Origin of the sequence: Amycolatopsis sp. NBRC 101858 (assembly GCF_030269325.1) — a bacterium.
GTDB classification, from domain to species: domain Bacteria; phylum Actinomycetota; class Actinomycetes; order Mycobacteriales; family Pseudonocardiaceae; genus Amycolatopsis; species Amycolatopsis ponsaeliensis.
This window is the reverse complement of sequence record NZ_BSTD01000002.1, coordinates 1,340,310-1,362,305: the sequence shown is the minus strand read 5'-3', so window position 1 is coordinate 1,362,305 and position 21,996 is coordinate 1,340,310. Positions and strand designations below refer to the sequence as shown.

The following is a 21,996-nucleotide window of genomic DNA, read 5'->3' as shown; positions in this document are numbered from 1 at the left end:
CGGTCAGCGGATCGCGCCGTGCGGCAGGACCGCGTGCACGCCCCACGTCTCGTTGGCGATCTGGGTGATCCGCAGGTCCACGACCGGGCTGGCGAGCGCCAGCGCGGTCGGCTTGTCGACGCCGTGGAGCCGCTGCAGCCAGGTCAGCATGGTGTCCATCGCGTCGGCCGTGGCCTGGTTGAGGTCGGCGTCGAACCCGAAGGTGACCCGGCCTTCCGGCGTCTCGGCGTGGATGCCCGGGACCACCGGATCCGCCGACAGCGTCAGGGTCACCCGGGTGGTCATCGGGCATTCGATCGCCGTCCCGCCGACTTCGCCGTGTCCCTGGGCCGCGTGGCCGTCGCCCAGGTGCAGCAGCGCGCCGGGCACGGTCACCGGCAGGGACAACGTGGACCCGGCCACCAGGTCGCGGCAGTCGATGTTGCCGCCGCCGGCCGCTCTCGGCGGGATGGTCGAGTGCGGTCCCGGCTCGGTGGGCGGCATCCCGGCGACGCCGAGGAAGGGCGCGATGGCGACGGTGTGCCCGAGGTTGCTGGTCGCGGTGCCGTCGCCGATGTCCCACGTCAGGCGCGCGGCCGGCCCGCCGGCCACGCCGAGCCGGCGGGTGAGCGCGTTGTCCTTCACCGCCGCGGTGGTCCAGCCCCAGTCCCCGGGCGTGATCGACGCGAAGTGCACCTGCAGGACCATTCCCGGCTCGGCGCCGCGCACGGCGATCGGCCCGGTCAGGCAGTGCCCGCGCCGGTCGGAGAACATCGTCGGGCCGGTCAGCCGGCGTTCCAGGTAGCCCGCGGCGTCGAGCGAGCCGACCACGACGGAGTCGCCCGGGTCGACCGTGAGCACGGGTGCGGTGTCCCGGTCGAAAACGTCGACGGTGGTCTCGGGGGTCGCCGGAAGTCGGTGCTCAGCCACAGTCCGGACTGTCGACGAGCGCGACCGGCGCTGTCAAGCCGCGCTGTGCCCCGGGTTTCGCGATGATCACACCCCCGGCGGTCCACCGGCCCGGGTGTGTTTACATGGGAACTTCGGGTCAGTCTGGGGGACTGAGGCGGGGGACGGATGAGCAATCCATTGGTCGCGGAGACCAAGGACTCGACGACGGCGTATTCGGGGATCTCGCTGCTGGAGTCGGCGAACGACCTGAAGTCGGCCATCGAGAGCGGCGACTGGGCGTCGGTGGCGATGGGGGCGGTCGGGACCGCGCTGGATGCGTTGTCGATGGCGATGGATCCGTTCGGGGCGATCCTCGCGGCCGGTGTCGGCTGGCTGATCGAGCACGTCGGTCCGTTGAAGGAAGCGCTTAACGGGTTGACCGGCAACGCCGATGAGATCGCGGCGCAGTCGGAGACGTGGAAGAACGTCGCGGCCGAGCTGGGCAGCATCGGCCAGGATCTGACCGGCATGGTGAAGACGGACGTCTCGTCGTGGACCGGGAACGCCGGTGACGCCTACCGCCAGCGGGCGCAGGACACGGTCACGCTGCTGGAAACCGCCCAGAAGGGCTGCGAAGGCGCATCCAGCGGCGTGAAGACCGCGGGTGAGGTCGTCGCGGCGGTGCGGGCGTTGGTGCGTGACATCATCGCGGAGCTCGTCGGTCACTTGATCAGCTGGGCGCTGCAGGTGATCTTCACCTTGGGCATCGGCATGACGTGGGTCGTGCCGCAGGTGATCAACGCGGTCGCGAAGACGGCGTCGAAGATCGCCGATCTGGTGAAGCGGCTGGTCAAGGCGCTCCAGGCGTTGGTCCCGTTGCTCAAGCGCGCCGGTGATTTGTTCGGCGACGCGGCGAAGGCACTGAAGAACATCAAGCCGGGCAAGGGCGCCCCCGCCCCGAAGCACGCCGACATCAACGGCAATCCCAAGGGCCTCGACGGACCCAAGGGCAAGGGCGACGGCGACGGCACCACTCCCTCGGGCGCGAAGGGCGACGACACCACGCCGTCCGGAGCCAAGGGCGACCCGCCGCCGAAGGCCGACCCGCCGCCGGCGAAGGCCGACCCGCCGCCCAAGACCGATCCGCCGCCGGCCTCGCGCGGGCTCGACGATCCGCCGGGCGGCGACTCGACGAAGTCGGCCGGCGCCAAGGGATCCGACGGATCGAAGGGCCCGGACCGGAACACCTCCGAGACCAAGGAACCGGTCTGCAAGGAGGGCAGCGGCGACCCGATCGACGTCCAGACCGGCGACGTCCTGATGACCGAAAGCGACCTCGTCGTGCCGGGGCCGCTCGGGCAGCTCATCGTGCGCAACCACGTCTCGTCCTACCGAGGCGGGCGCTGGTTCGGGCCCACGTGGGCGTCGCTGCTGGACGAGCGGCTGACCGTGGCGAACGGGACCGTCACCTACTACAGCGCCGACGCGATGATCCTGCGGTTCCCGGTGCCCGCGCCGGGGAAGGCGGCCACCTCCCCGCACGGTCCGCTGCGCCGGATGCACGGGCAGGGCGCCGACTACGTCCTGGAGAACCCCTCGCGCGGCACCCTGCACCGGTTCGTCGCGGCCGAGGGGAACCCGGACCTGTTCCTGCTCAGGGAGATCCGCACCGAAGCCGCGGGATACGTCGAGCTGGACCACGACGCCGACGGCGCGCCCGCGTTGCTCACGCACTCCGGCGGCGCCCGGATCGCCTTCGACGTCGCCGGCGGCCGGATCCGCGCCGTCCGGGCGCTGGCCGACACCGGTGACGTGCCCGTCGCCCGGTACGACTACGACGCGCACGGGCACCTGTCCCTGCGCGCCAACTCCTCGCCCCGGCCGGCCCGCTACACCCACGACGCCGAGGGCCGGCTCACCGGCTGGACCAACCACGTCGGCGCCTGGTACCGCTACGTCTACGACCAGCACGGCCGCTGCGTGCGGGGCGTCGGCGACCAGGGCTACCTCGACTCCACGCTCGTCTACGCCGACCGGCGCACCACCGTGACCGACTCCTTCGGCCGCGACACGGTCTACGAGTTCGACGAGAACGGCAACACGGTCGCGCTGACCGACCGGCTCGGTGGCGTGACCCGCCGCGAGTGGGGTCCGCGCGACGTGCTGCTCGCGCGCACCGACCCGCTCGGCCGGCGCACCGAGTTCGAGCACGACGCGCACGGGCGGCTCGTCTCGGTGCTGCGCGCCGACGGCTCCCGGGTGCTGATCACCGAGCGGACCGACACCGAGCTGGAGATCGAGGTGGCCGACGGCGACCGGGTCTTCCGCCGCCGCTACGCGGCCCCGAACCTGCCGGACCCCTACGCCGACCCGCTCGGCGTGACCGAGGACCAGCACCACGAGCACGCCGAGGCCGGCACCGGGGTCCTGCCGGACGTCGCCGGGCCCCGCGTCGAGCTCGACCTCTTCGGGCGGCCGCGGGCGGTGGCCGGCTTCGGCGGCCACACCACCTACGCGTGGACGGTCGAGGGCTCCCTGCGCGAAGTCCTCGCCACGGACGGAAGCCGCCGGCAGTGGACGTTCGACGGCGAAAGCGAAGAGACGTCCCGCACCGACGAGCTGGGCCGGGTGGTCCGCACCGAAAACGGCCCGATGGGCACGATCACCGCCACGGTCGACGCCCTCGGCGCGCGCACCACCCACCGCTACGACACCGAGCTGCGGCTGGTCGCGGTGACCAACCCCGCCGGGCAGACCTGGCACTACACCTACGACGCCGAAGAGCGGCTGCTCTCCCAGACGGACTTCGCCGGCCGCGTCACCCGCTGCGAATACGACGCCGCGGGACAGCGGGTGCGGCTCACCGGCCCGGCCGGGGAGACCGTGGAGTCCCGGTACGACGTGCTGGGCAACCTGACCGAGCGGATCAGCCCGGCGGGCACCGAGACCTACCGCTACGACCCGGTCGGGCGGCTCGTGCGCGCCACCGGGCCGGACGGCGTGCTCGAGCTGACCCACGACGGCGAGGGCCGCGTCACGCGGCAGACCACCGCGGCGGGGACCACCACCTTCGGCTACCCCCACGGCGAGAAGACCCGGCGCACTCCGTCCGGAGTGGACGTCCACTGGGGACAGCGCGCGGACGGGGCGGAGCTGGTGCGGATCGCCGGCACCGAGCTGGCCCTGCACCAGGACGCCGCCGGCCGCACGCTCGGCCTCTCCGCCGGGCCGAATCCCTTGCTGCGGCAGGAGTTCGACCCGGTGGGCCGGCTCGTCGCGCAGCACACCCCGGCCGGGGCCACGCGCTACCACCGGCGCGCGGACGGCAGCATCGCCGCGCGGGAGGACCCGGCCGGGGGAGTGCGGTACGAGTTCGACCACGCCGGCCGCGTCACCGCCGCCGTGCACCACGGCGGGGCCGAGCGCTACGCCTACGACGTGCTCGGCAACCTGATCTCCTCCTCGCCGGGGACCGGCCCCGAGGCGGGCCCGCGCCAGTACGCCGGCGGCGTGCTCGCCGCGGCGGGCGCGGTGCGCTACACCCACGACGCGCAGGGCAGGCTGGTCGGCCGGACCCTGCCCGCGCCCGACGGGACGGCGCTCACCTGGACGTTCGGCTGGGACGCGCACGATCACCTGGTCGCGGTGCGGACGCCGGACGGTTCCCGGTGGCGCTACCGCTACGACGCGCTGGACCGGCGCACCGCCAAGGAACGCCTGGACCCCGCGGGCGCCGTCGTCGAGCGGGTCGATTTCGCCTGGGACGGCACGAATCTCGTCGAAGCGCGGCACACCGCCGGCGGCGCACCGGTGGAGACCCTGACCTGGATCCACCACCCCGATGAGGACCGGGTGGTGGCGCAGGCCCGCACCCTGCCCGACGGGCGGGTCGAGGTCTCCGCCGTGATCACCGACGAGATCGGCACCCCGACCGAGCTGGTCGGGCCGGACCACGGCACGGTCAGCCCGGTGCGGACGAGCCTGTGGGGCCTGACCGCGCCCGGCGCCCGGCCGCAGACACCACTGCGGTTCCCCGGCCAGTACTTCGACGCGGAAACCGGCCTGCACTACAACGTCTTCCGCTACTACGACCCGGCCAACGCCCGCTACATCTCGCCGGACCCGCTCGGCCTGACCCCGGCGCCGAACCCCGAAACCTACGTCGAGGACCCGTTCCTCGCCGCCGACCCGCTCGGCCTGACCCGCAACAGCGGCAAGGTCGTCAACTACGCCGACGACCCGACCGCGTTCCTCGACGACGACGCGACCTTCGAGGCCCCGGCGCCGTGCAAGACCGGCAAGAAGCGGGGGCCGAACACCAACCCGGGGCTCGGGAACGGTGCCGCCGGGACCGGGTCCGCCACGAAGAGGCCCAAGACCGGCCGGCAGGACCCGCCGCTCACCGGCAACGACAACGTGTCGCACGGCAACTCCGGCCGGACGGTGATGCAAGGCGGCGGGAAGTCGGGCGGCGGCTCACTCGACGGGTCCGGGCGGGGGAGCCGCCCCGGCGGCACCACGCCGGCGGGCAACCACCTCACCGACGTCAACGACCTGAACGGGACCAAGCACGCGGACTTCGACCCGCGCCTGCAGGCCGAGCTCGACAAGCTCAAGGGCGACGGCAAGAACGGCTACAAGCCCGACTCCGACGAGGGCTACTTCATCAAGGGGCACCTGAAGAACAACGAACTCGGCGGCTCCGGGACCGCCGACAACATGACCACGCTGTCCCGCAAGGCGAACTCCCAGATGTCGGGCAACTTCGAGAGCAAGCTCAAGCAGGCCGACATCCAGATCGGGCAGTTCAAGGACACGGTCAACCGGATGGGCGACACGGAGCTGCAGCGGAAGATGAACGCCTGGGGCATCGACGGGACGCCCGCGGACTTCCGCAAGGAAGCCCAGGGCCTCAAGGTGGACTACTCGGTCACGGCCAGCGATAACGTCAAGTGGCCGGACGCCAAGAACCCCGCCGAACAGGGCATCCGGGACCACGTCAAGCTCGACGCCGGCTACGACGGGCTCTCCTCCAACGTGCAGAAGTTCATCCAGCACAACAAGCCGGACAACTTCCTGACGGAGTTCCCGCCGAAGGGGACGAAGCTGGACACGGTCAGCGGGGCGTTCGACCCGCCGATCAACTGGGGATCGAACCGGCCGATGCCCAACCTCGGCGAATAGCGCGGTACCCGGGCGGAACCGTCCCGCCCGGGTACCGGCGCCGGGTCATCGTCCGGCTTGCGGCCCGATCATCGAGTTGACGTCGATCGCCCTCGGGATGGCGCCGAGCTGCAGCAGCAGGTCCGGCACGCGTTGCAGGCGCCGCGAGTCCAACGTCGAGCCGTAGCCCGGCAGGGTGAGCAGCTTGGCGGTGTCCTCGTCGATCTTGGCGAACCGCACCAGCAGCGGCTCGACCTTGGCGCGGTCGTTGAGGGCGTCGTGCGTGGCGCGCTGCATCGCGCGCTGGAACGCGGCCAGGGTCTTCGGGTTGTCCCGCACCCACTTCCTCGTCGCGCCGTAGCCGGTCAGCGGGAAGTCCTGGGTCGCGCCGGAGTTGATGTCGATCACGGGGATCGCGCCGGCCGTCTTGGCGGCCTGGGTGATGTAGGGCTCCGGCAGGTACGCGGCATCCGCCTCGCCCTGCTGCAACGCCGCGGCGATGTTCGGCAGCGGGATCAGCACCCATTTCACCTTGCTGAAACTCACGCCGTGATCTTGCATCACCGAACGCGTCAGGAGGTCCGACGCGGTGTTCTTGGCCGTGATGGCGATCTTCTTGTCGGCCAGGTCGAAGATGGTCTTCACCGGCGAATTCGGCACGGTGACGATCGCGTTGGACTTGGGGTTGACCGAGGTCGCGTCGGCGACCAGCTGCATGTCGGCGGCGCCGGTGCTCTTCGCGGTGAAGAACGGCGGGTAGGTCGAGAACGCGATGTCGGCTTCGCCGGAGATCGACTTCGTCAACGAGGCCTGCCCGCTGGCGGCGATGACGGAGTCGACGCTGAGGCCTTCGGCCTTGAAGTAGCCGTTGTCCTGAGCCAGCCAGAACGGCGCGAGGTCCGTGGTGGGCAGGATCGAGACCTTGAGTGTCGTCTTTTCCAGGCCGCTGCCGCTGGACGAGCCGCCCGAGCCGGTCGAACCGAGTGCGCCGCAACCGGTGGTGAGCATGAGTGCTGCGACGGCGAGCGCGGCGTGACGTGCGTGAACCCCGCCACGGCCCGTGGTGATTCCAAACAAGTCCTGCTCCTCGAAGGAGATGACGGTTGGCTCTACCGAATCCCGGGAAGATCCGTGATTCATTTCCCGGTCTGTCAAGCAGGCCACTGTAGGCAGCGCGACATCGCTTGACAATGCGTGATGTAGCTCGCGCCCGGGATTTCACCAGAATGGCGGCACGAATACTTGATCGAAGATCTTGGGCGGTCGGCGGGTGCCGGAAGGCGCTACGGATAGCCGTGGTGGAAAGGGTTTTCCGCCACCGATTCCCGGACGGATCGGCGCCGGGATCGCGGTTTCGGGTGCGGCTGCTCCGATCGGGGACGGGCGCCGGTGCGGCCCAGCGGGGCGGGCGGGCGGTTCGCCGGGCACGCCGGCGCGGCCCGGCCGGGGGCATCGCCGGCTGGACCGCGTGCAGCAGCCGGTGACTGCCGTTCGGGCTCGGTCGGACCCGGCCGCCGCCGGAAAGACTGCGGAAAACGTGGCCGCGGGAGCGCCGGTCGCGGTAAAAGACAATGGATCAGCGGTCGCGCTCCGGGCGACGGCGAACCCGGCGAATTCACGGTGTCGAAATCCACCGGTTGTCGTCGTCACCTCGGTCGGCACGTACCATCGCCGCCTCGCGCGTATTCGCGGGGGAAGCCCGCGCGAAGCCCGCCGGGACGATCATCGCGTGCCTGTCGAAATCTTCGAACGAACTCTGCCGCGGACCCGGGACAGGCGCGGTCGGAGGAATCGTCTTCGACCGCGGTCGCGGAGGTCTCCGCCCTCGATGGGCACTGTTTCTTCGGGTGCGACGCCGTTGTTCCCTCTTCTGTCCGGATGGTGGCCCTGACGCGCGAATGGCCGGCGGGGCGGGCGGATTCGCGCGGAGCTGGGCGCCCCGCGCGTCCGGTGACCCGGCAAAACCCGGTGGGGAAATCACGCTGGGATCACGAATCGAGATTATTCCCGAAATTGATGTTTACGGAGGGGAACGGCGGAAAACGGCTGTTCATCCGAGCGGCATCCCCATACCTCTTGTTGGGTAAGGTTTTTCCTTCTAGTATCCCCGGTGTGCGACCGCTCACGGACGGTATCGAGCTGCTGGTCGGTCGGGACGACGAGCTGTCCCGGCTGGTCGCCTGGATCCATGAAGCGGAAGCGGGCCGCGGCCGGGCCGTGCTGGTGGACGGGGAGCCGGGCATCGGCAAGTCGGCGTTGGTGCGAGCCGCGTGCGTGGCCGCCGCGGATGCGGGCTGCCAGGTGTTCTGGGGAGCCGGCGACGAACTCGGGCAGGCCCTGCCGCTGCTCCCGCTCCTGGACGCCCTGCAGATCGCGCCGGTGACGCGGGATCCCCGTCGTGACACCATTTCCGAGCTGCTCGGGGGCGCGGCGGTCGCGAACAAGGGGGCCGATCTCGCCGCCGCGGCGGCCGAGCAGCTGATCGCGCTGGTGGACGAGCTCTGCCAGGCCGGGCCGGTCATGCTGGTCGTCGACGAGCTGCAGTGGGCCGATCGCACGACGGTCGCGGTGTGGAGCCGGATCGCGCGGTCGGTCCGGCGGCTCCCGCTGCTGCTGGTGGGTGTGCTGCGGCCGGTGCCGCGCCGCGACGACCTGCGGTCGCTCTTCCGGGTCGTCCCGCAGGCCGAGCGGCTGCGGGTGGGCCGGCTGGGAGAACCGGCGGTGCTCGAGCTGGTGGCCGCGCGGACCGGCGGCAAGCCGGGCGTCCGGCTGGAGGAACTCGCCGCCGGCGCGGCCGGAAACCCCTTGTACCTCACCGAACTGCTCGACGCCCTGACCAGGAGCTCGTGCCTGGAAGTCGACACCGCCGGCGTCGCGGAGCTGACCGGCACGGCCACGCCGGACTCCCTGCCGGAGGCGATCGCGGACCGGCTGGGGTTCCTGTCCGAGGCGGCGCGGACCGTGCTGCGGGCGGCGGCGCTGCTCGGGGACGGCTTCTCGGTCGCGGACCTGGTGACCGTCACCAACAGCTCGCTCGCCGGCCTGCTGCCCGCCCTCGACGAGGCGCGCGCCGCCGGGGTGCTGGTGGCGGCCGGTGACGACCTGGCCTTCCGGCACGCGTTGATCCGCCGGGCGCTGTACGACGAGATGCCGACGGCGGTCCGGATCGCCTGGCACCAGGCCGCCGCGTGGGCGCTGGCCGAATCGAGCGCGCCGGTCGAGCGCGTCGCGCGGCAGCTGCTGCCCATGGTGTCCACAACGGACAGTCGGGTGCCGGTGCCGGCGTGGGCGGTGCGGTGGCTGCTCGACGTGGCCACGCCGTTGATCGGCCAGTCACCCGTGGCCGCCGTCGCGCTCCTGAGACGGGCGGTGCGGGACGCGCCGCTCGACGACGCCGTGACCGGTGCGCTGGCCTGCCGGCTGGCCGACGCCTACTTCCGGGTGGGCAACGTCGCGCAGGCCGAGCGGATCGCCTGCCGCGCCCTCGACCGCGTCCGCGATCCCGACGTGGTCGTCGACCTGCACACGACGGTCGTCCAGTGCCGCGGGATGACCGGCCGCTCCGCCGAGTCCCTCGCCGAGCTGAACGACGCACTGACCCAGCCGGGGCTGGAAGCCCGGCACCGGGCCAGGTTGCTGGTGCTCATCGCACGCACGCACCGCGACCTCGGCGAGGTCGACTCCGCCGGCCGGGTCGCCACCGCGGCGCTCGTGGAGCTCGGCCCGGTCGAAGACCGCTGGGCGACCGGGTGGGCGCTGCACGTGCTGAGCCTGGTCGCGATGATGCGGGGCGAGTGGACCGGTGCGCTGCCGCTGTTCGAGCGGGCGATGGTGATCGTGCGCGGCGACCCCGAGCTGATCGACCTCACGCTGCTGCTGCGCATCAACCAGTCGGTCACCTACGGCGCGCTCGACCGCTACGCCGACGCGCTCGCCGCCGCCGGGCGGGCGCGGGAACTGGCCGACCGCACCGGCAGCGCCGTCCGGCTGACCCAGGTCCAGAGCGCGCTCGGGCAGTTGCTGCTGGGTGCCGGCCGGTGGGACGACGCGCTGGCCGAGGTGGACGTCGTCCCGGACGAGCGCAAGGACCCGAGCGTGGTGTGCTGCGACCACGGGGTCGCCGCGATCATCCACTTCCACCGCGGCGACACGGACGCGGCGCGCCGGCACCTCGAGGTCGCCGCGCCCTACGCGGAACGCATCGGCGACCGGGTCGTGGAACCCCTGGTGCGGGCCCGCTGCCTCGCCTTCGAACACGCCGGCGCGCCGGAACAGGCGCTCACCTTGCTGACCGGTGTGCTCGACGGCGAAGACGCGGGCGAGGACCTGCTGGCGGACGCCGCCCGGCTGGCCGCGTCGATCGGCGACGTGGGGACGGCGGGGGAGATCGAGGCCCGGGCGAGCGCGATCGCCGCCGACTCCACCGTTCCGCACCACCGCGCGCTGGCCCTGTACTGCCGCGGTCTGCTCGAGCGGGACGCGGCGACGCTGCTGCGTGCCGCCGACGGTTACCACGACGCGGGCCGGCCGCTCTTCCGGGCCAAGGCCCTGGAAGCCGCCGCGGTCGCGCTCGCGAACGACGAGTCCGAAGACCGCGGTTCGGCCCGGGCCGCCTTCACCCACGCCGTCGACATCTACTCGGGGCTGGACGCGCAATGGGACGTGGCGAGGTTGCGCGCCCTGTTCCGGACCTACGGCATCCGGAGCGGCCCGACGGTGAAGCACCGCCAGAGCACGCACGGCTGGGAGAGCCTGACCCCGACCGAGGCCAAGATCGCCGCACTCGTCGTCGAAGGCCTGTCGAACCCGCAGATCGCGGCCCGGCTCTACCTGTCCCCGCGCACGGTCGGCACGCACGTCTCGCACGTCCTCACCAAGCTCGGCGTGAACTCGCGCATCGACATCGCCCGGGAAGCCGCCCGCAACCAGTCCTCCCCGGGCTGAGTGCGGGCCGGCGGGTGTCCGAAGTGGACTGTGCACGGCGGGGTCAGACACCGACCTCCGGAGCGTTCCGCGGGGGCAGCACGACGAGCGGGCCCGGGACCGGCAGCTTCGAAGTCCGGCGGGTCACCGACAGGTGCCCGCTGATGACCTGGCCGAGCAGGATCCCCAGCACCAGCATCAGCGGTGTCCGCCAGGCGCTGGTGTAGGTGTGCAGCCAGCCGCAGGCCAGCACGCCGAACCCGGCGATGACGTAACCGACGCCCTGGACCCCGGCGGACAGGGCCAGTGAGCTGCCCTTGCTGCGCAACGAGATCGTCGTCAGGACGAACGCGAGCGAGCCCATGCCCAGGCCGGTCGCCGCGGCCCACACCCAGGGGGCGGCCGCCGGGGCGAGGAGCAGGCCGGTCACCCCGATGGCGTTGGGCGCGGCCAGGGCGATGACGAGCAGGGTCTGGTTGTTCCACCGGCGCGTCCAGCCCGGGACCAGCCACATCATGGGCAGCCCCATGGCCATCGACACCGCGAGGCACGCGCCCGCGGTCGCCGGGGACACCCCCGCGTCGCGCAGGATGCCGGGGAGCCAGCCCATGACCAGGAACGTCACCGTCGAGATGAGTCCGAAGTGGATGGTCAAGGCCCAGGCGGGCACCCAGCCCGACGCGGTCCGCGGCGAGACGAACTCGCCGGGGGTGCGCCGCCACACCTGCTGGGCCAGCAGGGCCACGACCGCCCACAGGCCGAGGGCGATCCGCCACGACGACGACATCACGACCGCCGGGGTGACCAGTGCCCCGGCCGTGCTGCCGAGCCCGAGCCCGAGGGTGAAGGCGGCGGACCCGTTGGCCAGCAGGGGCAGCATGGTGCCGAGCACGGCGATGGACAGGCACGCGAGCGCCGTCCCGGCCAGGAGCGGGATCGGGCCCCCGAGGACCCGGCCGGCCAGTGACAGCACCAGTCCGAGAAGGGCGAAGGTGACGGTCCGGTGCGTTCCCACCCGGCCGCACAGCCACGGCGTGGCCCAGCCACCCAGGCCGATCGCCCACAGGGGCAGCGCGACGAGGACCGCGGCGATGAGGGCACTGGCGACGGAGATGTCCGGCAGGGCGGCTCCCAGGCTGGTCACGGCGGGCCGCAGGTTGATGGCGAGGACGAAGATCACGGCGGTGGAGACGGTGGTAGCACGGAACATCGCTCCTCCTCGGTGTCGAGGTCCGGAGCGTCGGACTCCGTAGAGCAATGTTTCGTGACGCGCGGGATGCAGACATCCGTCACCTGACGGATGTACGAAAGTTTGTTGCCGGACAACGGTTGTGAAGAGTTTTGACGGTCCGGCGAATGGGCGTGCATCGGCACGGCCGGATGGGGTCCGGGCCGGCCGGGGTGTGATCAACCACCGCCGGGGCAGGCCGATCAGTGGAAGATTCTGACCTCTCTTCCGCCGGAAAGCGCACTTAGAGTGACACCCGCCCCGAGAGCCGGGCCCGGGCCCGCCGACCGAAAGAGCACCCTCATGCCTGAACAAGCGCGCGTCCCCGGAGCCGGCGGCGGCGCCATCGACGGGCTGATGCAGCCGCGGCCGCTCACGATCGCCCACATCCTCGACCGCGCGGAGCGGCTCTTCGCGCACAAGCCGGTCGTGACGGCCGGAGCCGAGCGGCTCACCTACGCCGAGGTCGCCGGCCACACCCGGCGCCTCGCCACCGCGCTCGACGCCCTCGGCGTCCCGGTGGGCGCCCGGGTCGCCACCTTCGCGAGCAACAGCCGGCGCCACCTGGAGCTGTACCTCGGGGTGCCGGCCACGAAGCGGGTGCTGCACTCCATCAACATCCGGCTCTCGGCGGAGCACCTCGAGTACATCGTGAACCACGCCGAGGACGACGTCGTGTTCGTCGATCGCGGGCTGCTCCCGCGCATCTGGCCGAGCGTCGGGCGGCTGCCGCTGGTGCGGCACTGGGTGGTGCTGCCCGACGGCACCGGAACCGAGATCCCGGCGGACCCCCGCATCTCGCACTACGACGACCTGCTCGCCGCGGCCGAGCCGTTCGCGGGCTCGTTCGAGGACGCGTTCACGCTCGCGGACGAGCACCTGGCCTCCGGGCTCTGCTACACCTCCGGGACGACCGGGCCGCCGAAGGGCGTGCTCTACAGCCACCGCTCGACGGTCCTGCACTGCCTGGGCACGCTCGCCGCCGGCCTCATCGGCATCGGCGAGAGCGACGTGGTGCTGCCGATCGTGCCCATGTTCCACGCCAACGCCTGGGGGCTGCCCTACGGCGCGATGATGGCGGGCGCTTCCCTGGTCCTTCCCGGTGCGTCCTCGGAACCGGCGCACCTGCTGCGGCTGATGGCGGCCGAACGGGTGACCGTGGCCGGGGCCGTGCCCACCGTCTGGACGAGCCTGGCGCCGCACCTGCCGGAGCACGACCTGAGTGCCACGCGGTTCCTGCTCGGCGGCGGCTCCGCCGTACCCCCGGCGCTGTCGGAGACCTACCGCGCCGCGATCGGCGTCCCCATCACCCATTCCTGGGGGATGACGGAGGTGAGCCCGGTCGGAGTCATCGGGGGCACGCGCACCCAGCACCGGGACGCGAGCGCGGCCGAGCAGCTGGCCGTGCGGGCCGCGCAGGGCCAGCCGCTGCCGCTGGTGAACGTGCGGATCGTCGACGTCGAGACCGGCGACGAGCTGCCGAGCGACGGCGAGGCGGTCGGCGAGCTGCAGGTGGCCGGACCCTGGGTGGCGGGCGGCTACTACCGGGTGGACGCCGCCGGCAGCTTCACCGGCGACGGCTGGCTGCGCACCGGCGACCTGGCCACCCTCGACGCCCAGGGCTACCTGCGGCTGGTGGACCGGATGAAGGACCTGATCAAGTCCGGCGGTGAGTGGATCTCGTCGGTCGAGCTCGAAGGCGCCATCGCTTCGCACCCCGACGTCGTCGAAGTCGCCGTGATCGCCCGCCCGGACCCGAAGTGGATGGAACGCCCCGTCGCGTACGTCGCCCTGCGCGAAGGCGGCACCGCCACAGCCGAGGAGCTCCTGCGGCACATCACGCCGCTGGTCGCCAAGTGGTGGCTGCCCGACGAGTTCGTCTTCCTGGCGACGCTGCCCAAGACGGGCACCGGCAAGCTCTCGAAGATCGCCCTGCGGGACTCGGCGCGGATCGCCTGAGGCACCTCACGACGGGGTGCTCGCCCGGAGCTGGTGCAGCCGGAGCCCGAGCCGCAGTTCCAGGTCGTTCTCGCGGCGCCAGTCGACGCCGAGGACGGTGCCGGCCCGGTCCAGCCGCTTGAGCAGGGTGTTGACGTGCAGGTGCAGCGCCCGGGCCGTCGCCGCGACGTTGGCGTGGTGGACGTAGTAGGCGCCGAGGGTCTCGACGAGCCCGGTGCCCCGCCGCTGGTCGTGGTCGAGGAGCGCACCGATGGAGCCGGCGAGGAAGCGGTCGAGCTCGCCGGCCCGTTCGGGGTCGAAGACCATGGCGTACAAGGCGTAGCGGCGCGTGGTGGTGCCCAGGTCGGTGTGCCCGAGCGCCCGCACCACCGCGCCGCAGCGCCGGGCGAGGGAGAAGGCGCGGGACCAGTCGTGGTCGACCGCCCGTTCCCCGACGACGACGAGCGGGCCGCCCAGCGTGCGGCGCAGTCCACTGTGGACTTCTTCGACGGTCTGCTCGTCGTCCCCGCCGGGCAGGAGCAGCGTGGCCCGGCCCAGGTGCTCGCCCGCCAGCCCGGCGCGCTCGCGCGCGATGCCGTGCAGGTGCCGGGAAAGATCGGTCGGCGCCACCGTGGGGGAGTCCGCGACGAGGACCAGGTCGAGGCCGTCGACGTCGATGTTGCGGGCGCGGGTGCGGGCCCGCTGCGCCGTGCTGATCCCGGCACCGCCGAGCATGAGCTCGGTCAGGAGCTCGCCGCTCAGCCGCTCGCCGGCGTCGGCGACGGCCCGCTCCTTGAGGATGAGCAGCCCGAGGATGTGCGTGGCCCGCTCGAGGGTGCGCAGGTCCATCGCGTCCGGGACGTCGTGGCCGCCGGCGGGCGGGCGGTGCCACGCCAGCGCGCCGAGGTAGCTGTCGCCCGCCTGGATCGCGGCGACGCTGAGGGCGGCACCGCCGGCGCCGATCGAGACCGTGCAGCGGCCCGAGCGCCGGGCGTCTTCGACGGCACCGGCCAGAGAAGCCTCCGACGGGCCCGGTTCCGGACTCGACGCCGAATCCCGGCGGGCGACGGCGGTCCCGGTGTGGTCGAGGAGCGTGACGCTGCCGGCGAGCTGGTCGGCGAGGAGCTGCGCGACGTCGCCCGGCGTCCCGCCGCCCAGCACGGCGCCGGTCAAGGCTTCGTGGATCGCTTGCGCCCGTTCGCTCTTCCGGTACGCCACCTGGAGTTCCTGCAGGGCGGTCCGGCTCGCTTCGTAGAGGCGGGCGTTGTCGAGGGCCACCGCGGCGTGGTCGGCGAACGCGTTCAGCAGCGCGATCTCGTCGGCCTGGAACGAGCGCTCGGAACGGTCCGCGGCGAACAGGGCACCCACCGCTTCGCCCCGGATGACCAGGGGAACACCGAGCAGCGCCACGAGTTTCTCGGTGGTGACCAGGCGATCGAAGTCCGGGTCGTGCTCGATCGCGGCCGCGGCGGCGTAGTCGCGCACCCAGTGCGGGCTCCGGGAGGCCAGCACCTTGCCGCCCAGGCCCACCCCAACCGGGATGGCCGCCGCGAGGAAGGTGGGGGAGACCGTGCCCTCCGCGGCCCGGGCCGACAGCCTGCCGTCCTCGCCGACGAGGGAGAGGTAGGTGAAGTCCGTGCCGATCAGGTCGTGGGCGTGGTGGACGATCGACTGCAGGACCTCGTCGAGCTCGCCGAGCGCGGTGAGCGACTTGACGGTCGCGTACAACGACGCCAGCTCCCGCTGCCGTCGCGTCTCCGCCGAACCGGATCCGCTGGCCACAGTGCCATCCCCCCTCGGCTGCGGTGGACGAATGCGCCACCGATCCGGCGGCAGGAGTGGGTGGTCCACACCTCAACCCTCAGCGTAACGGCGCCCTAACATGACCGCCATCACCGGGCTGCGCTCAACGACGAAGGCGGCATCCATGGCAACTCCCCTCACCCAACCCGAAGGACAGTCCGGCCAAGTCGACGCCGGCTCGGCCGCGGCTCGGCCCCGGGCCTTCCGCAAGCTGCTGGCCGCGGGGCTCGTCGGCAGCTCGATCGAGTGGTACGACTTCTTCCTCTACGGCACCGCGGCCGCCCTGGTGTTCCCGAAGGTGTTCTTCCCGCACGCCTCGGCGCTGACCGGAACCCTCTTGGCCTTCAGCACGTTCTGGGCGGGCTTCGTCGCGCGGCCGGTCGGCGGGGTGCTCGCCGGGCACCTCGGGGACAAGTACGGGCGCAAGCCGGTCGTCGTCGCCTGCCTGGCGGTCATGGGGGCCGCGACCTTCCTGATCGGCTGCCTGCCCACCGCGGCGAGCGTCGGCGCGCTGGCCCCGACGTTGCTGGTCATCCTGCGCTTCGTGCAGGGACTCGCCACCGGCGGGCAGTGGGGCGGCATCGTGCTCCTGCTCACCGAGTCCGCCGGCCCCAAGCGGCGCGGCTTCGCCGGAACCTTCGGCCAGACCAGCGTTCCGGTCGCCGTCATCCTCTCGAACCTGATCTTCGTCGGCGCCAGCGCCCTGATGCCGGACGCCGCGTTCCTCAGCTGGGGCTGGCGCATCCCGTTCTTGCTCAGCGTCGTGATGTTCTCGGTGGTCCTCTACATCCAGGCCAAAGTCGAGGACACGCCGGAGTTCCGCGAGCTGCAACGGGAAACGGCGAAGCCCGGCGAGGCGGTGGTCCGCGCTCCGCTGGCCCAGGTCCTGCGCAGCCGGTGGGGCACCATCCTGCTCGGCTGCGGGCTCCTGTCCGCCACCAACAGCCTGTTCTACGTCAGCATCTCCGGCCTCTTGAGCTACGGCACCGGTTCTCTCGGGCTCAAGCGCGACTCCCTGCTCACGGTCGTGCTGCTCGCTTCGGTGGCGATGCTGGTGGTCATCCCGTGGTCCGGGCACCTCTCGGACAAGCTGGGCCGCCGGCCGCTGATCCTGATCGGCGGGCTGGGCGTCGCGGCGTGGGGCTTCCCGTACTTCGGGCTCGTCGGCACCGCGTCGCTGCCGCTGATCTTCGTCGCGGTGACCGTGGGGTTCGTGTTCCAGACCATGACCTACGGCCCGATCGCGAGCTTCCTCGGCGAGCTCTTCGCGCCGCGCGTCCGCTACTCGGGCGCCTCGCTGGCCTACCAGCTCTCGGCGATCATCGTCAGCGGCGGCACGCCGTTCCTGATGACCGCGCTCATCGCGAACACCGGCGGCACCACGGCCGTCGCCGGCTACATCACGCTGATGGGGCTGATCACCTTCGCCAGCGCGTGGTTCCTGCCGGAGACCAACCCCGCCGACGTCCGGGACGACCCGCAGGCCATCCCCGGCGCGCACCTCTACGCCGGGAAATGAGGACGCAGTGATGCAGACGACCCGCCGGCTCGCGGTGCCGGTGATGATGCTCCTGGTGACGACGGCGGTGGCCGGACCGGCTTCCGCGACCACGAAGGTTCCCGAGTGCGGCGCGTTGGCGGGACTGAAGATCCCGGCGTCGGTGATGAGCCTGCCGACGACCGGCGGCCGCGTCACAGCGGCTGCGGCCACGACCGCCGTCGTCAGCGGCAAGACGATCCGGTTCTGCCAGGTCGACGCCGACCTCTTTCCCGTCGACCCGGCCGCGCCCGCCATCAAGATGCGCCTCGATCTGCCGTCCGAGTGGAACCACCGGGCGCTGATGTTCGGTGGCGGCGGCTACAACGGCACGATTCCCGACCCGGCGTCGAACGTGCCGTTCGGTCCGGTGGACCAGCCGGTGCCGCTGGCCCGGGGGTACGCGACGTTCGCGAGCGACTCCGGCCACCAGCAGAACCCGGCGTCCCCGCCGTCACTCGACGGGTCGTTCGGCGCGAACGACGAGGCGTTGACGAACTTCGCCGCGGGCGACGCGCTGAAGAAGACCCTCGACGCGAGCCGGTTCCTCATCCGGCGCGCTTACGCGGCGACGCCCACCGAGGTGTTCTTCTCCGGCGGGTCGACGGGCGGCCGCGAGGCGCTCAACGTCGCCCAGCGGTGGCCGACCGCGTTCGACGGCGTGATTTCGGCCTTTCCCGCTTGGAACAACCTCGCCGAGATCCTCGACCTGGGGTACCTGACCCGGATCATGTCGCGTCCCGGCGCGTTCCCCGGCGTCGACAAGCAGACGTTGCTGTACACCAGTGTCATCGCCGCCTGCGACGGGCTGGACGGCCTCCGGGACAACATCGTCTCGAACCCGGGAGCGTGCCACTTCGATCCTCGCTCGCTCCGCTGCCCGGGCGGCACCGACACGGGTCCGGCGTGCCTGTCGGATCTGCAGATCGGGTCGGTGACCGCCATGTCCTCGCCGTTCCGGTGGCCGTACCGGGTCGCCAGCGGCGAAACGCAGTACCCGGGCTTCCCGTTCCTGTCGGGGGCGGACATGCGGACGCCGTTCCTCGGGTTCGGCACCACGGCACCGGCGAACCCGATGCCGGTCACGAGCGGCTACGGCATGCAGTACTGGGACCAGTGGGTCAAGTACTTCCTGACCCGGAACCCGCAGCAGAATTCGCTCGACATCGATCCCCGGCACCCCGGGAAGTGGCTGGGCCGGATCAGTGCACTGTCCACAATAGAGGACCGGAACAACGCGGACCTGGGCCCGTTCGCCCGGGCCGGCGGCAAGCTGATCCTGCTCCACGGAGCCGCGGACGAGCTGGTTTCGCCGTACTCGACCAGTGACTACTACGAGCGGGTGCGCGCCACGGTAGGACCGCGGGCGACCGACGCGTTCCTGAAGTACTACGTCGTGCCCGGGGCGAACCACGCCAACTTCGGCACCCCGGCGGTCGCCGCGAGCTGGGATTCGCTGTCGGCACTGGAGCGCTGGGTCGATCGCGGGCAGCCGCCGGCGAACCCGGTCGTGACGGACACGGCCCATGCCCGCACCCGGCCGCTCTGCGCCTATCCGGACTGGCCTCGGTACCGCGGCGGTGATCCGGCGCTGGCTTCGAGTTTCACCTGTACGCACTGAAACCCCGTCCTGAGCCGGGGAGCGAGCCACTCGCTCCCCGGCTCAGGCGTCGGCCTGTTCGTCGGTGATCGAGTCGAGGATGTCGGCCGCGATGGCGCGGGCCGCGGGCCGCAACTGCTTGCTGAACGCGTAGAACAGCTCCTGGGCGGGCTCGGCGGGCCAGTCCGCCGGCAGGTGCTCCCGGGGCAGCCGGGGGTCGGTGCGGATGGTCTGCAGCCAGTCGGACTCCAGGAGCAGGTGGCGGGCGAGGCTGTCCGGTGCCTGGGCCGCGGGGTCCTGCCAGCGGCCCAGGAACGCCCGGTAGCGCTCGGCCAGCCCGTCGGTGTCCCAGGCCTCCCGGACGATCCCGGCGACCTCGGTGGGCGGCAGCGCGCGGCCCTGGAACACCTTGACGTGGCCGTCGGCGCCGAGGCCGTCGAGCAGGGGGACCGGGTCGACCTCGCCGGGGGCGATCCACAGGCCGCCCTGCAGGCTGCCGAAGCCGGCCCACAGCAGCCTCGACCGCAGCGCGTGGCGCTGGCGCTGCCACGACTCCGGCATCGAAAAGCCCAGCAGCGTCCAGGTGCCGTCCCACTGCCGGTTGACCGCGCCGGCCCGCCAGATGCGCCGCTCGCCGTCGTGCAGGATCGCCCGCGACCGTTCGGTGAGACCGACGTAGACGTGCCGGCCGCGGCGCACCCGGTGCAGCAGCCCGCGCCGGGCCATGCGGCTCAGCGTGGACCGGGTGGCGTGCTCGGAGACGCCGACGCGGTCCAGCACGTCGAGCACGCTCGCGGTGGCGACGTGGATCCCGCGGTCCAGGACGTGGCAGGCGAAGAACGTGAGCAGCAGCGTCTGCGGTCGCGGGGTGTCGGCGCCGATGCCTTCGGCGGCGGTGACGGCCAGATCGCTCACGCCGCGAGCATAAGCCCCTTCCTGATGTTGGGCAGTGTCTTGACGGTGGTCACCAAAGTGCTTAACGTTCGTCGCGGCGTGACGTGGGTCACGTGGGTCGGCGACGAGGCAGGATGCGATGGCAGAAAACCTCCGCTCGCGGGCGCAGCTGCGCCGCGCGGTGCTCTCCAGCTACTTCGGCAGCGTGATCGAGTACTACGACTTCCTCCTCTACGCCACCGCGTCGGCGGTGGTCTTCAACAAGGTCTTCTTCTCGAACCTCGACCCGGTGCTCGGCACGATCGCCAGCCTCGGCACCTTCACCACCGGCTACCTGGCGCGGCCGATCGGCGGGATCATCTTCGGGCACTTCGGCGATCTGCTGGGGCGCAAGCGGATGCTCGTGATCACGATGTCGATGATGGGCATCGCGAGCACGCTGATCGGCGTCCTGCCCACGTACGCGCAGATCGGCGTGTGGGCGCCGGTGCTGCTGATCGTGCTGCGCGTCCTGCAGGGCGTCGCCGTCGGCGGTGAGTGGGGCGGCGCGGTGCTGATGTCGGCCGAGCACGCGACCAGCCGCCGCGGGCTCTGGGCGAGCTTCACCAACGCCGGGGCACCCAGCGGGATGGTCGTCTCGACGCTGCTGCTCACGCTGATGGGTGCGGTGACCACCGACGCGCAGTTCCTCTCGTGGGGCTGGCGCGTGCCGTTCCTGCTCAGCGTCGTGCTGCTGGCCATCGGCCTGTTCATCCGGCTGAAGGTCGACGAGACCCCGGTGTTCGCCACGGCCGAGCGGTCCGCCGGGGCGCCGCTGCTGGAGGTGCTGCGCCGCCACCCGAAGAACCTGCTCCTGGCGATCGGCGTGGGGTTCGGTGCCTTCGTCGCGCAGGGCACGCTCACCACGTACGTCCTGTCCTACGCCGTCCACGCGGGCTTCACGCGCCAGACCGTGCTCAACGCGATCACGGTGTCCTCGATCGGCGCGGTGGCCGGCATCATCGGCTACTCGGCGCTGTCCGACCGGGTCGGGCGCCGTCCCGTCGTCATCGCCGGGGCGCTGGCCACCGCCGTCGTCGGGTTCGTGCTCTTCCCGCTGATCGACAGCCGCTCGGCCGGGCTGCTCACGCTGGCGGTCGTGCTGGGCCAGTCGGTCGCGCACCCGGCGATGTACGGGCCGCTGGCCGCGCTGTACACGGAGCTGTTCGCCACCCGCACCCGCTACACCGGCGCGTCGCTCGGCTACCAGATCGCCGGGCTCGGCGCGGGGATCGGCCCGGTGGTCTTCGCGGCCGTCGCCGGCGCGGGCACGGGGGTGATCTCCGCGGTGATCGCGGCCTGCTGCCTCGTCACGGTGCTGTGCGTGCTCGTCCTGCGCGAAAGCCGCGACGTCGACCTGGCGGATCCGGCCGGGGTGGTGGCCGCGAGCGCCTGATGACAGTTCGGATTACAGTGCCGTTGTTTACTGATCCGACCACAGTCACGGCCGGATGGCTTCGTGGCAACGGGCGCTTCCCGCTCGGGGGCCGGCCTGCTTTTGGCCGGATCAGTAAAGTCGGGCTTGTTCCGCGGCACAGCCCGCCGCCTCCGAGCAGAGGAGTTCGCATGCAAGGCGTAGATCCCTCCGTGCCACCCAGCGGCACGGGCTGCGCGGACTGCGATACCGCCGACCCGCAGGGCTGGTGGTTCCACCTCCGGCGCTGCGCCGAGTGCGGGCACATCGGGTGCTGCGACTCCTCGCCCGGCCAGCACGCGAGCGCCCACGCCGCGGCCGCGGGGCACCGGATCGTGCGCAGCTTCGAGCCCGGCGAAGAGTGGTTCTGGGACTACGACGAGCAGGCGATGTACGAATCCGGCCCGGAGCTCGCGGGGCCGGGGCACCGCCCGCTGACCCAGACCGCGCCGGGGCCGGCCGAGCGGGTGCCCGAGGACTGGACCCAGCGCCTGCACCGGTGACCGGCCGCTGAGCCCCTTTCTGTCTCGTGGACATCCTGGGTGACGCGCGGCTCCGCTGCTATCCTCGCCTGAAACGTTTCAAGT

12 protein-coding genes are annotated in these 21,996 nt (G+C 72.0%); 7 read left to right on the top strand and 5 right to left on the bottom strand.

From position 1 onward, the window contains the following. Positions 1-3: 3 nt before the first annotated feature. The gene (locus QSK39_RS19405) at positions 4-909 is read right to left on the bottom strand and encodes an acetamidase/formamidase family protein (protein WP_285479158.1); all 906 of its coding nucleotides are present in this window, start codon (positions 907-909) and stop codon (positions 4-6) included. Positions 910-1,056: 147 nt separating this feature from the next. Here QSK39_RS19405 and QSK39_RS19400 point away from each other — a divergent pair, with 147 nt between their 5' ends. Beyond that, a complete protein-coding gene (locus QSK39_RS19400; RefSeq protein WP_285479157.1) occupies positions 1,057-6,054 on the top strand; it encodes an RHS repeat-associated core domain-containing protein in 4,998 nt (1,665 codons plus the stop codon). A gap of 45 nt (positions 6,055-6,099) precedes the next feature. Here QSK39_RS19400 and QSK39_RS19395 read toward each other — a convergent pair whose 3' ends face one another. Then, positions 6,100-7,041: an ABC transporter substrate-binding protein gene (locus QSK39_RS19395; RefSeq protein ID WP_285479156.1), complete on the bottom strand. Its 942-nt coding sequence runs from the start codon at positions 7,039-7,041 to the stop codon at positions 6,100-6,102. Between the two features lie 1,104 nt (positions 7,042-8,145). On the opposite strand from QSK39_RS19395, the gene QSK39_RS19390 reads away from it, so the two are divergent. Beyond that, positions 8,146-10,977, top strand: a complete 2,832-nt coding sequence (locus tag QSK39_RS19390) for a helix-turn-helix transcriptional regulator (protein WP_285479155.1) — start codon at positions 8,146-8,148, stop codon at positions 10,975-10,977. Between the two features lie 43 nt (positions 10,978-11,020). Here QSK39_RS19390 and QSK39_RS19385 read toward each other — a convergent pair whose 3' ends face one another. Next, positions 11,021-12,166: an MFS transporter gene (locus QSK39_RS19385; protein ID WP_285479154.1), complete on the bottom strand. Its 1,146-nt coding sequence runs from the start codon at positions 12,164-12,166 to the stop codon at positions 11,021-11,023. A 321-nt stretch (positions 12,167-12,487) separates the two neighbouring features. Here QSK39_RS19385 and QSK39_RS19380 point away from each other — a divergent pair, with 321 nt between their 5' ends. After that, a complete protein-coding gene (locus QSK39_RS19380; protein WP_285479153.1) occupies positions 12,488-14,143 on the top strand; it encodes a long-chain fatty acid--CoA ligase in 1,656 nt (551 codons plus the stop codon). 6 nt (positions 14,144-14,149) lie between these two features. Here QSK39_RS19380 and QSK39_RS19375 read toward each other — a convergent pair whose 3' ends face one another. Further along, entirely contained in the window at positions 14,150-15,904 is a 1,755-nt protein-coding gene (locus tag QSK39_RS19375) for a helix-turn-helix domain-containing protein (protein ID WP_285479152.1), read from the bottom strand. Positions 15,905-16,049: 145 nt separating this feature from the next. On the opposite strand from QSK39_RS19375, the gene QSK39_RS19370 reads away from it, so the two are divergent. Both QSK39_RS19370 and QSK39_RS19365 read left to right on the top strand, forming a co-directional pair. Next, complete coding sequence (locus QSK39_RS19370) at positions 16,050-17,444, top strand: MFS transporter (protein ID WP_285479151.1); 1,395 nt, start codon at positions 16,050-16,052, stop codon at positions 17,442-17,444. Between the two features lie 10 nt (positions 17,445-17,454). Continuing rightward, positions 17,455-19,083, top strand: a complete 1,629-nt coding sequence (locus QSK39_RS19365; RefSeq protein ID WP_285479150.1) for a tannase/feruloyl esterase family alpha/beta hydrolase — start codon at positions 17,455-17,457, stop codon at positions 19,081-19,083. Positions 19,084-19,125: 42 nt separating this feature from the next. Here the strand turns inward: QSK39_RS19365 and QSK39_RS19360 are convergent, their stop codons facing one another. Then, on the bottom strand, positions 19,126-19,977 hold the full coding sequence (locus QSK39_RS19360; protein WP_285479149.1) for a PaaX family transcriptional regulator: 852 nt from the start codon (positions 19,975-19,977) through the stop codon (positions 19,126-19,128). 118 nt (positions 19,978-20,095) lie between these two features. Here QSK39_RS19360 and QSK39_RS19355 point away from each other — a divergent pair, with 118 nt between their 5' ends. Both QSK39_RS19355 and QSK39_RS19350 read left to right on the top strand, forming a co-directional pair. Next, positions 20,096-21,391 carry an MFS transporter gene (locus tag QSK39_RS19355; protein WP_285479148.1) on the top strand — a complete coding sequence of 432 codons (1,296 nt, stop codon included), beginning with the start codon at positions 20,096-20,098 and terminating at the stop codon, positions 21,389-21,391. 170 nt (positions 21,392-21,561) lie between these two features. Beyond that, entirely contained in the window at positions 21,562-21,912 is a 351-nt protein-coding gene (locus QSK39_RS19350) for a UBP-type zinc finger domain-containing protein (RefSeq protein ID WP_285479147.1), read from the top strand. The last annotated feature ends 84 nt before the right edge of the window (positions 21,913-21,996 follow it).

Excerpts from the sequence above, each read along its gene's own strand:
- QSK39_RS19385 (WP_285479154.1), bottom strand. The coding sequence starts at position 12,166 with ATGTTCCGTGCTACCACCGTCTCCACCGCCGTGATCTTCGTCCTCGCC.
- QSK39_RS19395 (WP_285479156.1), bottom strand. The coding sequence starts at position 7,041 with ATGCTCACCACCGGTTGCGGCGCACTCGGTTCGACCGGCTCGGGCGGC.
- QSK39_RS19355 (WP_285479148.1), top strand. The coding sequence starts at position 20,096 with ATGGCAGAAAACCTCCGCTCGCGGGCGCAGCTGCGCCGCGCGGTGCTC.
- QSK39_RS19365 (WP_285479150.1), top strand. The coding sequence starts at position 17,455 with ATGCAGACGACCCGCCGGCTCGCGGTGCCGGTGATGATGCTCCTGGTG.
- QSK39_RS19370 (WP_285479151.1), top strand. The coding sequence starts at position 16,050 with ATGGCAACTCCCCTCACCCAACCCGAAGGACAGTCCGGCCAAGTCGAC.
- QSK39_RS19400 (WP_285479157.1), top strand. The coding sequence starts at position 1,057 with ATGAGCAATCCATTGGTCGCGGAGACCAAGGACTCGACGACGGCGTAT.
- QSK39_RS19380 (WP_285479153.1), top strand. The coding sequence starts at position 12,488 with ATGCCTGAACAAGCGCGCGTCCCCGGAGCCGGCGGCGGCGCCATCGAC.
- QSK39_RS19350 (WP_285479147.1), top strand. The coding sequence starts at position 21,562 with ATGCAAGGCGTAGATCCCTCCGTGCCACCCAGCGGCACGGGCTGCGCG.